Genomic DNA, 12345 nt, shown 5'->3' with positions numbered 1-12345 from the left:
TTATAATAAAGCCCACATTTTAATGTCAGCATTCGGTAAATTTGCCGTTATATAAACGCTAATCACATTTTGATTTGCAAAGCTTTTAAAAATTTCATCTTTTTTGTCTATCTTGTAATAGATATAATCATTTAACTTTGGTAAAGTACTAGGAACAACAGAAATTTGCTCCACGTTTATACCTCTTAGCTGTGAAGAAACTATGCCTTTTATATTTGATTGAGTATGGATTTTGCACTGCTCTTTAAAATTTTTAAGAAGATACTCATTTTTCGTATCGCTGTGAATAGCAAAATAAATTTCTGAGTTTTCAATAATGCTTGGATTATCAAAAATACAGTCATAAAAACCGTGATTATTTTTAACAATCTGTGCCATTATATATTTTGGAGATAAGATATGTGAGAATAAAAGTCTTAGATTATTTATCAAAGGCACAAAAGTTTGAGTTAGATTATTGTGATCGTATGATATAAATTCGCTAAAACTATTATCGTGACTAAGTGCCAACAGATCAGCCTGAAAATCAACTAATTTTTCATACAAATACTCTGGGTGAAATTTATCTTTCTTTAACAAATAAGAGAATATCAAATGCCATTTTTTTAGCATATTTAGTGTTAAATACGTTGAAAAATCAAGTCTATTTTTAGCTTGATCAACACCTCCTAGCAACCCAAAATAACTCTCTTGATGTTGCTTTGTAGCAAAGCTAAGTTCCTCTATAAAATTTGTTATAAAGGTATTTTTACTGATATCAATACAAGTTGGAATAAATTTTTCATCAAGTGTTATTTGTTTGTTTAGGTCTATATTTTTTATTTTACAAATTGGTATGCTAAGCTCGTAAGGCATCTTTGAGCCAAATACTCCAAGAGACGATCTTTGGCTCGCTAGGATTAGATTTTCTTTATCTTGTGTAAAGGCAGAAGATAGCTCAAAATCATCTTTATCATCTAGCTCGTTTAATATATCGTTGCTAGCTTCATCATGCACTCTTGAGCTAATAAGTGCTTGCTTGGCTATAAATTTTAAATTTGGTAAATTATTTTGCAAGCTAATATCGACCAAACCTGAGCTAATAGGTAGTTTTAGCACTATAATGGCTGAGTTTAGCTCACTTGGACTTATCTCAAGTGGTTCTGGTAATTCATCTTGATCTGGCGCGTTAAAAATCGTACCATCTTGAGAGATACAAGAAATTTTAGTTAGTCCTATTTTGCCTTGAAGCAAAAGATCGCTTGAAATTTCTAAATCTAAAACACCGTATAAATTTGAAAAAGAAGAGATGGTTTTTAAGTTTAAATTTCTCTCAAAATATCTTTCTTGTTGCTCGAAATGAACCTTATCAACGTTCATTCCGTTATACCAAACGACTTTTAGCTTTTCAGACATTTTATTTGCTTGCTTGTATTTTAGAGCTACTAGCGTCTAAAACATTTACGCCATTTTTTGTTATTTCAAAAACTATATTTTTTTCTTTTATCTCTTTTGTAGCCTTGTAAGCCTTGATATTTGTCTTGCTCTGATCAGCATAAAGTACCAAAATACCAACATACGGAACTTCATCAGGATATACATTTGTAAAAGCATATCTATTTGTATTTGGCTGAATTTGTGTTTTTATAGAGTCAATCTTATCATAACCTAGTATTTCACCATTTCTCTCGGCTAGATCGATAATGCTAGCTTCTTGAAATTTAGCCACATCTCTTAATTTATAAGCTATGATAGTTATAGGAACATTATCGCCATGATAGTTTAAATTTGAATTTGGCATATTGCTTATAATAAGATCTTTTGCACATCCTGCAAGAAATAGCATAAATACTAAAAAAGATAGAAATTTAAATATTTTTTTCATGAGTTCCTTTACCTGATTTTAATAATATTATTTTTGCGTAATTATATCTAAAAAATTTAGATGATGCTCATTTTAAAATTAATGTTCTTAAACAAAACTTTTATATCAGTTCTCATTCTTTTTTATCGTCTTTGTTATTTTTTATTATCTTTGCTACTCATACTATCTACAGCTACCTGAGTTATTCCAGTAAATATACTTGCTCCAGCTTCAGCCGCGGTCTTATTCTACTCGCCAACTTTTATGTTTATCCCCTTGTTGCATTGTAAAGAAGCCAAAATATAAAAACTAAAAAAGAGTGGATTAAAGCGATACCGCCTCTTTTTATTTCCATTTTTTGTATATATTCTTTTTTAAAATCGCTCTTTTTTATACCGTTTTTAATCATAAAACATACATTGGCAAATATTAGCAATACAGCCATGGCATCAATATAGTGTTCTCCAAAGAGAAGTTTTAGGATTATTATAAAGCCGATACATAAGATGCTACCAAAAAAAATAATTAGAAATTTTTTCATTTTTTGTTATCTTTCTTCTCTTTGTCATTTTTGCTTTTTATGCTATCGGCTACTGCCTGAGCTATTCCAATAAATATACTTGCCCCAGCTTCTGCTGCAGTCTGTAAATCTCCATCGCCGACTTTTATGTTTACCATCTTGTGGCGTTGTAACCAATCCACATTATAAATACAAATATAGCCTGTATCAAAGAAACGCCGCCTATCGTGACGTCCATTTCTTTCAAATTCTTTTTCGAAAAGTCACTCTTTTTTATACCGTTTTTTATCATAAAATATACATTTGTAAGTATAATTAATGCGGCTACGGCATCAACATAATATTCTCCGAAAAGAAGTTTTAGGATTACTATAAAGCCAATACATAATATGCTACCAAAAAAAATAATTAGAAATTTTTTCATTTTTTGTTATCTTTTTTGTCTTTATCGTTTTTACTTTTTATGCTATCGCCCACCGCCTGACCTGTTCCTGTCACAACTGATACTATACTTTCAGCCGCAGCCTGTAAATCCCCATCGCCGACTTTTATATTTTTACCAAAATTTCCTGCTATATTGCCGAATGCACCAAAAGTTCCACCGGCAAAACCTTTTCCGACCACTCTCTCTGCATCTACATCTTTTGATCTGTCTTTAAGCTGAGAGTATAGCTCAGTAGATGAGTTGACAAAAGCGCCTCTGACTATTGCTGAGAATAAACCGCTAGCAGCTCCGCCATATGCACCGCCTAATGCATTTATTACTACTTCTGTATGGTCAATATTTTTAAAACTATAGCCGTTATTTATATACTGCGATCCAATATCTATACCTCCGCCTATGGTGGCGCCTGCTACTATACCCGGGGTTTTTGAGCTATCATAAAATTTAATATCTTTTGTTGCGTCTTTTATTAAAGTACTAGGACTGCTTTGCGAAGCAGAGAGCTTTGGTTTAGAAGCTGTCACTAAATAACCTTTATCGTTAGTAATTTTATAAACCTCTACCGGTTTATTATTTTTACCTAATTGTTGATATATCACTTTATTTCCCGTTATATCCATACTATGAGCTACATACTCTTTGCCGTTATGTCTTAATATACCGTCGCTACCTAATTTTCCTCCTTTTGGAGTATTGGCCAATAGTTTTTCGTTTATTCTTTCAGTCATTCCTGTTTTAGAGATATTTTTAAAATTTCTATTTATCATCGCTGCTTTGTTTATTTTTTAATTTTACATTTGTAAAATTTAACGAATTCTTACTTTTTTCAAATTTAACTTTTTGCTTCTTTTGTTTTTTAGGGTTTCTATTCTGTGGTTTATCTGGTATAAATTTTTCAAGTCGAAAAGCCCCAAAAATCACGCCGATAGTAGAAATCCACGAAAAGATGCAAAAATAAACTAAATATCCATTTGATTTGTAGATTGTGAATTTAACGAGAAAGTAAAAAACAATAACAATAGGAATAAAAAATGATATACCTATTTTTAAAATTTTTATATTTTTAGATTTATTATAGATTATATAACAATGGCGAATAAACTTAAAACAAAAATATAGTACAAGCAAACCCAAAAAATATAAAATAATCCAAGCAACTAATGGGTGATGATTGGCTAAATATAGGATTAAATCTACGATTTTATATTGAAATTCTCGCCAGAAAGCATTTAAAAAATCATTCATTACCACTACCGCCGATAGTATTGTCTTTTATTATATTGCGAAGATCATAATTTGCTCCTTGAAAAATTGTATGTCTAAAAATATTTCCACCATTTTCTATCATATTATTTAATAATTTATCTTTCCTATTTATTGATTTTGTATTTAAGAAATCTCTCCATTGTTTTGATATTGCCCCAATTGGATGCTTTACTTCTCGCAAAATTTGAGAAATTTGATGCGTATTTGGTATCATCGTCTCTATTTTTATTTATATCCCTATGATATTGTATATCCATCGATCTTTGGTTTTCATGAGTTATGGTCTTTACCAGATCTTTCGTATCGGTTATGTTTTTGAAATTTATATAGCTGGCGCCGGTTTGCAAGCTTGTATAACCTTTTATTTCTTCGTCATTATATCCTCTTTCATTTTTTGTACGTAAGGCTATGCGGTATAGTCTTTCTCAAAGCTTTCTTGAAAGCCTTTAAGAAAATTCTTTACAAAGGCTCTACTATGAAGCTCTTCATCTTTACTGTTAAGCTTACTGAAGCTTAATGGCAGTATCTGGATATTCCTTGGGGTATTTTAAAGGTAACCTAAAATAAAAGATAGAAGCAAGAATTTAAAACAAATTTATTTTTATGGTATTAAAATGGTGATGACTTTATAATCATTGGAATTTTTAAGAGACTGTCCCACTTTAGTAACTAAGTATTCCACTCTTAAAGGAAATTTTAAAGAAAAGGAAAGAACAAAAGCATCACTGCTAGTGCCTAAAATAGGGTATTATGGTGTCACGGGGGAGACTTGAACTCCCGACCTCCGGCTTATGAGTGTTTAAAAATGAACCTTGTGTAAGCACCAAAAAGACGGCACACAGCCAGTTTCACACTAAGTATCTGCTACATTTTGCTACAAAGTTATATTGCATATGCAACAAAGATGCAATATCTAGTCAAACGAAATGGCATATACTACTTTAGAGTAGCTATCCCACTATATCTGAGGCCTTATTTTGGTAATAAAACCGAATATATAACCTCCTTCCTCACAAAACGCTTTGATACAGCAAAAAATCGTGCTAAGATCTACTCTATAATTTTTAACGCGATCAAAAAGGCATGGAAGATGAATTTGAGCAGCGAACTTATAGAGCACTTGGTGCTTATGCTTTTAAAAGCCAAGGAGGCCAAAAGTATCAAAGAGCATGATATACTTGGCAGATATATAAATTTAGATGGACTACTATCACTAAATTTGTTTTTAAAACAGAGTTTAAAAGAAGATAGCTTGCCCAGTGTAATATCAAAAGAGGTTGATGATATCTGCAAAAAGCTATCTTGCACTGACTCTCACACCAAAAAGCTTCTTGGCAAAAGAGTGCTTGAAGCAACGATAGATAACATAAATCACATATCATATAAGATGTGCAAAAACCAAAAGCTACTAAATGATAAGCAACAGACATTTGTACCACTTGGTAAAAAGCAAAAGAGTGCAAATTTAGATGAAAGCACCAAAGAGAAGATAGTAAAGAGCATCAATGAAGCTAATATCAATAGCTATCAAGATGATATAGAGACTTTAAAGAAGCAGAATTTGGTGCTGCCTTTTACTAAAAAGTCCTTAAAGCACTCTATTTGCGAGCTAACAGAAGCTATAAATGAGCTAGCTAAACAAAAGGGTGCATTAACAAACAATGATATATTGAGGCTATTTGGCTGTGAGCTAATACCAGATGGAGATAACGAGCTAAGCAGTGATCTAAAATTTGGGTATGGAAATTTAAATGATCCTACTTTTGGTGGTCAGATAAAGCTATACAAGGCAGATAAATATGAAGATAAAGGTATAGTTTTAAGTGACATTGAGACTAAAGATCTTGCAGTAGATGATACAAGTGATGTTAGTGGCATGACTTTCAATGAGGCTATAAATTTCTTTCAAAAGCTCTTCTCAAATAGAGCTAGAAGCTTTAAATCACAGCTAGTCTCATCTACTAAAAGCGAGAGCAAAGCTGACATGGTCACGCTAAAGAGTGCATTTGAAAACTATGTATCAAACACTAGTATTTCAAACAACTGGAGTGATAGCACATTTGGTCTTGTTAGACATGTAGGACGGCTAATGTTTATGAAATTTGGTGATGGGCTAGATATTAAAAAGATAAAAAGAGATGACTTGCTAAATTTTAGGAATGTCTTACTACAACTACCAACCAAGCTCTCTCAAAATAGTCTCTATAAAGATAAAAGCTTAGATGAGATCATAGCTTTAGCAAAGGATAGACCAAAAATTTCTAAATCAACCATTAAGAAGTATATCGTTAGAGTTAGTGAGTTTTTTAAATACTGCTACGATAGCGACTATATAGATAAGAACCCAGCTATAGATCTGCAAATAAATATAAACCAAGATGATGTTACAAATAAAAATCCTTATGAAGATAGTGACGTAAACGCACTTTTGGATATTGTGAACAAGATCAGATCAAGTGGTGATACTAAAAGTCAAAGAATTAGCAAAGATGAGCTATTTTTCGTTACCCATATAGCAGCTTATTCTGGCATGAGACTAAATGAGATAATCCAGTTAAACACAGATGACATAGTTGAAAAATATAACATAGTATGCTTTAGTTTAAATACAAAAATAGATGTAAAAACAGGCAAGAGTAAGACTTTAAAGACCAGAAACTCTGTAAGGATAGTTCCTATCCACTCTAAGTTAAGTAGCATTGGGCTATTTGAATTTATAGAGAGTAAAAAGAAGCTAGCTAGGAAATGTGGCAAAGCAGTTAGGCTATTTAGCTGTGACAATAAAGACTTTTCTGAGTATTTTAGAAAGAAGATCAATACTAAAGTTATAAAAGATGATGATAAGACAAGGACATTTCACTCATTTAGACACACTTTCATAAACAAGCTCATTCAAAGTGGTCAAAGGGTTGAACATATAGCTGCTCTTGTAGGACATGAACAACAATACAAGATCACCATGAACACTTATGGAGAGCCAGTAACTCCAAAAATTCTAAAGGATCTAGTTGAAGAGGTAAATTTTTATCAAGGAGGGGAAGGGTGAGCGTAGTAAACTATTTAGAATGATGGGATTGTTAACATAAATAGTAAAGGTTGATTTATAATTTAAGGTTATTTAAGATTCTGAAATTATGCTTAATTTTATGACTTTTTAATATTTTGCTATATGTTATTTTATTTATCTTAAACGGATCAATAAACAACGAAAAGCATAACCTGAACCAGCTTGCATATATATTCTATATATGGTATTTGCTATCAAAAAGCCATCTTGTATTTCATCTGGGCGAGGATACTTTTTGTCCGACAAGTCAGACAAAAATACCTCGTTAGGGATAGTCCCTAAAACCCCATATTTATTATACAGCCTAAAAAATTACTGTATTTTTTCCATAAGAACCAAACACTAATAACTCAAACGCATCTTTATTTTCAAAAAAATACCCTCCTTACTGGTTTGTCCAGTAAAGAGGGCACATATCAAAACCCTTCTCTTTTTCTTTTATAGAACTTTTGCGTTATATACTTCTTCGGGCTTAGCGGCCAATAGTCTTGCTGCCATATCTTTTTTCATCTGAATCAAAGTAGTCTCTTCTTCTTCACTTCTATCTTCTTTTCTTGATAATTCAATAAATTCTTTTAGTACAAAACCTGGCTTTATGGTTATAACGACTGTTTTATCTCTATACTTGAATTTAAAATAATATCTTCCATGGGGACTTTCTAAGACTTCTTCAGCTTCTTTTAAATTAATATCAACGGAAATTCTACCACCTGTTACGCATCTTGTTACCATTTCAAAAGCATCTAGCCCTCCCGGTCCCGGAAATGCTGTAATAAGATATATCTCTCTTCTTTCTAATAATTTCCCATCATCTAAAAGTGGAAAGGCTCTACTCATGACTTGAAATGCATGAGCTACTCCCCCGGGATAACCTACACCATGATAGTTTAGTAAATCATCAAAGCTATATTCTAATTCATGTCCTTTTTCTAATACTTTTATTTTATCCATGTTTCTTCCTTTCTTGTTAAAACTACTTCCTCAATATTGTAGCAACTTCATCATCTGATAATTTGTAATCATATTTCTAATACTTTTATTTATCCATGTTTCTTCCTTTCTTGTTAAAACTACTTCCTCAATATTGTAGCAACTTCATCATCTGATAATTTGTAATCATATACATATTCAAAGAAATTCTTTAACTCTACTTCCATGTCCATATCTGAAAACAATTGTGGATACTGTATTTTTGCAGCCCATTTAACTGTAAGCGGAGTTTCAACCCCAGGAGGATCCCACCTATAAACACCTATAGGAATTTTGTATACTTGTTTGTTAGCTACAGCTTTAATTGTTGACCAGTCTCTACCTTCCTGCTTATTTTCAATAAAGTCTTCCGGCATTAAGTCTGAATGATTTCCTAAATAAATGATATCAGGGTTCCATACAATCATCTGCTCCATGTCCACTTCAGCCAATTTACCCTTAAGCTCGTGGGCCGGATTATAGGCTCCACTTGGTTTCATCCAATGGTCGTATGTTTTTACAGCTATTTTCATGTCACTATAAAACTCTATAACTTTTGGTTTATCTTCATCTTTTATTTCAGCTAACTTTGATGTTACTTCATTAATTCCTTTGTCCATATATTCAACTAATAAGTCGCCACGTTCTTTCTTTTGAAGTACTTCAGATATCATTTTTATATTTTCTTTTATACTGTCAAATTCTGCCCTCTTTAAAGCTACTACCTTAAGTCCTGCAGCTTCCATTTTTTCAATTTCTTTCTCAATATTCGAATAAATAAACACTACATCCGGTTTTAGCTTCAATAACTCTTCCACGTTAACAACTGAGTCTTTTGAACACCATTTAGTATTCGCATTAGCTAGTTGTGGATACATGTTTTTTAAAACACTTTCTTCAAAAGCTTTAATAGAAGATGGGTTGCATCCTACAATTTTATCTGTCTTTCCATCAATTGCATATATTATAGACGGAAGAGGCTTGTCCACCGTTGCAATTCTTTCCGGTGTTTTTTCAAATTTAATCGTTTTTCCTCTAACATCAGTAACCGAGTATTCGCTTTCTTTTACCTCTTTAACTTCTTGCACTTGACTAGCTTCTTTTTCGCTGCCGCCACAAGCATTTAAAATTAATGCTAGTACTAAAAATAATAATAAACTAATCCTTCTTTTCATTTTTCCTCCTTTGAAAATTATACACTTAGTGGATAAACTCCAAACAAATCTGCAACTTCTTCTCTTAATATATGAGGTCTTTGTCTAAGAGCTTTGCCAACTTCTATCTTTCTTTCTAAATCAACTTGATTAATTCTTTCTTTTAATTTTCCTTCTTGTTCACTCCTTTCTTTAGCAGAGTAAGGTTCTTGATATAGGGTTTTAATAGCTTCATTAATTTCATCTTTTGAATTAAAGGTTCCCAGTACAGAATCTATAAAAGGAAAGGACAGAATATATGCATATGCCGCTTGAACCAAAGTTTGGTCTTCTTTTATACGAATAGCGTTAAATATATCTTCATAAAGCAACAAGTCTCCTGTTGCCAGCGGATTCATAGCTATTGTCCCTATATCTTTTTCATGAGTCTTCATTATTCCTTTTAATCTGTATTTGGAATTAATTATATTAAAGCCCTGTAAACTATAATCAAATTTATACTCCCCAATCATCTCAATTAGTTCTTTATTTTGTAAGTGTGAAGAAAAAGTAATATGCTTAATAAGTCCTTCTTCTCTTGCTTTTTCCATCTCTCTTATAGCTCCATAGTTTTTAGCTCCTCTCCATTCTTCAAAAGATTTTACACCCCAAAGACAAGTAAAGGAGTCAATACAACTTATTCCTAAATTCTTCAAAGAATTTTCAAGATTTTTTCGAAATGTTTTAGAATCTCCGGCATGTGTCTTTGACATAATATAAAATGGTTTTTTATGCTTCTTCATTTCTTTTATGGCTGTACCTAATATAAGTTCTGAACAATTGTTTCCATAAGTATCGCCGGTTTCAAAGAAATTTATTCCTTGTTTATATGCATAGAAGAAATTTTCTGCATGTTTATCTATATCTTGGGGATTCTTTAAGTGATGACTTCCCATAGATATTCTTGAAATTTGTATGCCTGTAGATCCTAATTTTCTATATTCCATTCATTAACCTCCTTCTAACAGTTCTATATGGTTTTATAAGGTGCAACTGTTTTGTATTCAACTTCTTCTGCTTGAAAAACTAAAATTTTAGCTTTGATCTGAAAATACTTTTGTAAGTTATCTTCAGTAATGGCTTTCGAACTTTCATCAAAGGTTGTTTTGTAGTCACTACCGATAAACAAAGTTTTGTCAGATATCTGCAATGCATGACTAGGAAAATGAGTGTTTATTATGCAAGCAGATTTTTTATTTACATTTATATGTTTAATTGCCTCTATGATTCTAATTTGATTCTTCATATCCAGGTTTGACTCCGGTTCATCTAAAATAAGAAGTTTTGGATTAGAAACAAGAGCTCTCGCAATCATAACCATTTGAAGCTCTCCTCCGGATAGCTCATCACAGTATCTATTTGATAGCTTTTCAACTCCTAATTCTTTTAAAGTTTCATAAGCTTTATCATAATCTTCCTTCGTAGGGATATGGAAAAAACTGTTTTCCTTGTCTAAACCCATCACAACCATTTCTAAAACCCCATAACTAAACACACTTTTCTTAACTTGAGGAACATAACTTAAGTTTTCCCATAATTCTTTTTCTGCATATTCATTTATATCTTTGCCGAACAATAAGGCTTTTCCCGTGTCCCATTTTAAAAACCCCATAAGACACCTTAAGAAAGTAGTTTTACCCACCCCATTGGGTCCAAGAATGGACATTATTTCTTCTTCTTTTAAATCAAATGAAATATCTTTTAAAATTTTTCTCTTGCCATATGAAAAAGTACCTTTTTTAACTTGGAGTATCATCTTCTTTCTCCCAAATTTTTTCTAAGTATAGTTATGAATAATGGCGCACCTATAAATGCTGTTAATATTGAAATGGGAATTTCATTGCTTGTAGCTGCTCTTGCAAGGGTATCTATCAGTAATAAATAAATTGCTCCCATAACACAACAAGTTGGAATAAGGTACCTATTATCATTTCCGATAACCATTCTGGCCAAATGGGGAATTATTAAACCTATCCATCCTATAATTCCACATACAGAAACTGTAGTTGCAGTTATCAATGTTGAGAGTAAAATAACCACAATACGTAATTTTTTTACATTAATTCCTAAAGACCTAGCCTCATCAGAATCTAGAGATAAAAGATTCAATTTCCACCTTAATAGAAAGAAGCCGAAAATACAAGGTATTATTATTATTGAACAAATAACAAGGTCTCTATAGGATACACTTGCTAAACTTCCCAGCAACCACATAGTGATAGTTGGAAGCTTATCTTCCGGATCTGCTATATATTTAATAAATGATATTGAAGCATCAAATAGTGACTTTACAATTACTCCGGATAAAACTAACACATACAAATCTGTTCGTTTTTTTACTCTGGATAGGTTTAAAACTATATAAACTGCTAAAAGCCCCAGAAGCAAAGAAACTTGCTGAGTCACTATCATGTCTAGGGATAATAATATAGATAAAGCCGCCCCAAAACCTGCTCCTGAAGACACCCCTAGTAAGTCCGGGCTAACTAAAGGGTTTGAAAAAACAGTTTGATATGCTGCTCCTGCCAGTGATAGCCCTGCACCTACTAAAACTGCCATAAGTATTCTAGGTAGTCTTATGTCAATTACTACACTAGTTTCATGTACGCCTAAGCCGCTAACATCTCCGGTTATTGTTTTGTATATAATCATAAATGCTTCATAGGGGCTAACCGGATATCTTCCTAAACAAATAAAAGTTAGTATTAAAAGCAATAGCAATACAGAGAGAACCAATATGCATAATTTTTTATTCTTAAAGAAACCTTTCCCCATTTATCCACTCTTTCTAATTAATAGTAAAAATCTTTTATATAGTCTCCTATCCTCAATATAAAGAAGTTAACAAAATCTTTTTAGATATTTGCTCTAAATTAGGACTTAAGGATAAGTCATAAGAGATTATTTCATTTGTATACATATCAAGTATTGGTAAAATGTAGCATTTGCCCCATGAAAAGTTAAATTGAGATACATCAGTACTCCATTTTTGTGACGGCTTATCAGCTTTAAAATTTCTGTCTATTATATTATCAGCAATCT

Annotated in this window: 13 protein-coding genes; 1 reads left to right on the top strand and 12 read right to left on the bottom strand. The window is 32.0% G+C overall.

Annotated features, from left to right (window positions below; all coding sequences use genetic code 11):
- The 7 genes from tssK to CYP28_RS10125 all read right to left on the bottom strand — a co-directional run bounded on the left by tssK (nucleotide 1) and on the right by CYP28_RS10125 (nucleotide 4288).
- Nucleotides 1–1395, bottom strand: a complete 1395-nt coding sequence (tssK, locus tag CYP28_RS08130) for a type VI secretion system baseplate subunit TssK (protein WP_103593802.1) — start codon at nucleotides 1393–1395, stop codon at nucleotides 1–3.
- A 1-nt stretch (nucleotide 1396) separates the two neighbouring features.
- The gene (gene tssJ / locus CYP28_RS08125) at nucleotides 1397–1864 is read right to left on the bottom strand and encodes a type VI secretion system lipoprotein TssJ (protein ID WP_103593801.1); all 468 of its coding nucleotides are present in this window, start codon (nucleotides 1862–1864) and stop codon (nucleotides 1397–1399) included.
- A 247-nt stretch (nucleotides 1865–2111) separates the two neighbouring features.
- Nucleotides 2112–2384 (bottom strand): hypothetical protein, encoded by a 273-nt coding sequence (locus CYP28_RS08120; RefSeq protein ID WP_103593800.1) that lies wholly within the window; start codon nucleotides 2382–2384, stop codon nucleotides 2112–2114.
- Nucleotides 2381–2521, bottom strand: coding sequence for a hypothetical protein (locus CYP28_RS10405; protein WP_180997958.1), 141 nt, complete (start codon nucleotides 2519–2521; stop codon nucleotides 2381–2383). Before CYP28_RS10405 ends, CYP28_RS08120 begins: the two co-directional genes overlap by 4 nt.
- A gap of 262 nt (nucleotides 2522–2783) precedes the next feature.
- The gene (locus CYP28_RS08110; RefSeq protein ID WP_103593798.1) at nucleotides 2784–3575 is read right to left on the bottom strand and encodes a hypothetical protein; all 792 of its coding nucleotides are present in this window, start codon (nucleotides 3573–3575) and stop codon (nucleotides 2784–2786) included.
- Nucleotides 3565–4053 carry a hypothetical protein gene (locus CYP28_RS08105; RefSeq protein WP_103593797.1) on the bottom strand — a complete coding sequence of 163 codons (489 nt, stop codon included), beginning with the start codon at nucleotides 4051–4053 and terminating at the stop codon, nucleotides 3565–3567. The genes CYP28_RS08110 and CYP28_RS08105 overlap by 11 nt, the downstream gene beginning before the upstream one ends.
- Complete coding sequence (locus CYP28_RS10125; RefSeq protein ID WP_141089910.1) at nucleotides 4046–4288, bottom strand: hypothetical protein; 243 nt, start codon at nucleotides 4286–4288, stop codon at nucleotides 4046–4048. The genes CYP28_RS08105 and CYP28_RS10125 overlap by 8 nt, the downstream gene beginning before the upstream one ends.
- A gap of 690 nt (nucleotides 4289–4978) precedes the next feature.
- Between CYP28_RS10125 and CYP28_RS08095 the strand changes: the two genes are divergently transcribed.
- A complete protein-coding gene (locus CYP28_RS08095) occupies nucleotides 4979–7120 on the top strand; it encodes a site-specific integrase (RefSeq protein WP_103593835.1) in 2142 nt (713 codons plus the stop codon).
- 459 nt (nucleotides 7121–7579) lie between these two features.
- Here CYP28_RS08095 and CYP28_RS08085 read toward each other — a convergent pair whose 3' ends face one another.
- From CYP28_RS08085 to CYP28_RS08065, 5 genes are all read right to left on the bottom strand, one after another.
- Complete coding sequence (locus CYP28_RS08085; RefSeq protein ID WP_034965947.1) at nucleotides 7580–8092, bottom strand: hypothetical protein; 513 nt, start codon at nucleotides 8090–8092, stop codon at nucleotides 7580–7582.
- 119 nt (nucleotides 8093–8211) lie between these two features.
- The gene (locus tag CYP28_RS08080) at nucleotides 8212–9285 is read right to left on the bottom strand and encodes an ABC transporter substrate-binding protein (protein ID WP_009649437.1); all 1074 of its coding nucleotides are present in this window, start codon (nucleotides 9283–9285) and stop codon (nucleotides 8212–8214) included.
- Between the two features lie 17 nt (nucleotides 9286–9302).
- Entirely contained in the window at nucleotides 9303–10250 is a 948-nt protein-coding gene (locus CYP28_RS08075) for an aldo/keto reductase (protein WP_009649659.1), read from the bottom strand.
- 23 nt (nucleotides 10251–10273) lie between these two features.
- Complete coding sequence (locus CYP28_RS08070) at nucleotides 10274–11059, bottom strand: ABC transporter ATP-binding protein (RefSeq protein WP_009649680.1); 786 nt, start codon at nucleotides 11057–11059, stop codon at nucleotides 10274–10276.
- Nucleotides 11056–12078 carry a FecCD family ABC transporter permease gene (locus tag CYP28_RS08065; RefSeq protein ID WP_009649720.1) on the bottom strand — a complete coding sequence of 341 codons (1023 nt, stop codon included), beginning with the start codon at nucleotides 12076–12078 and terminating at the stop codon, nucleotides 11056–11058. The genes CYP28_RS08070 and CYP28_RS08065 overlap by 4 nt, the downstream gene beginning before the upstream one ends.
- Nucleotides 12079–12345 lie beyond the last annotated feature (267 nt).

It is taken from the genome of Campylobacter concisus (genome assembly GCF_002914195.1).
Lineage (GTDB): Bacteria > Campylobacterota > Campylobacteria > Campylobacterales > Campylobacteraceae > Campylobacter_A > Campylobacter_A concisus_M.
Note: the sequence above shows the minus strand (reverse complement) of the source record. Positions and strands in the feature narration are given on the sequence as shown.

Coding starts and splice junctions, on each gene's coding strand:
- tssK (WP_103593802.1), bottom strand. CDS start 1,395: ATGTCTGAAAAGCTAAAAGTCGTTTGGTATAACGGAATGAACGTTGAT.
- tssJ (WP_103593801.1), bottom strand. CDS start 1,864: ATGAAAAAAATATTTAAATTTCTATCTTTTTTAGTATTTATGCTATTT.
- CYP28_RS08120 (WP_103593800.1), bottom strand. CDS start 2,384: ATGAAAAAATTTCTAATTATTTTTTTTGGTAGCATCTTATGTATCGGC.
- CYP28_RS10405 (WP_180997958.1), bottom strand. CDS start 2,521: ATGGTAAACATAAAAGTCGGCGATGGAGATTTACAGACTGCAGCAGAA.
- CYP28_RS08110 (WP_103593798.1), bottom strand. CDS start 3,575: ATGATAAATAGAAATTTTAAAAATATCTCTAAAACAGGAATGACTGAA.
- CYP28_RS08105 (WP_103593797.1), bottom strand. CDS start 4,053: ATGAATGATTTTTTAAATGCTTTCTGGCGAGAATTTCAATATAAAATC.
- CYP28_RS10125 (WP_141089910.1), bottom strand. CDS start 4,288: ATGATACCAAATACGCATCAAATTTCTCAAATTTTGCGAGAAGTAAAG.
- CYP28_RS08095 (WP_103593835.1), top strand. CDS start 4,979: ATGCAATATCTAGTCAAACGAAATGGCATATACTACTTTAGAGTAGCT.
- CYP28_RS08085 (WP_034965947.1), bottom strand. CDS start 8,092: ATGGATAAAATAAAAGTATTAGAAAAAGGACATGAATTAGAATATAGC.
- CYP28_RS08080 (WP_009649437.1), bottom strand. CDS start 9,285: ATGAAAAGAAGGATTAGTTTATTATTATTTTTAGTACTAGCATTAATT.
- CYP28_RS08075 (WP_009649659.1), bottom strand. CDS start 10,250: ATGGAATATAGAAAATTAGGATCTACAGGCATACAAATTTCAAGAATA.
- CYP28_RS08070 (WP_009649680.1), bottom strand. CDS start 11,059: ATGATACTCCAAGTTAAAAAAGGTACTTTTTCATATGGCAAGAGAAAA.
- CYP28_RS08065 (WP_009649720.1), bottom strand. CDS start 12,078: ATGGGGAAAGGTTTCTTTAAGAATAAAAAATTATGCATATTGGTTCTC.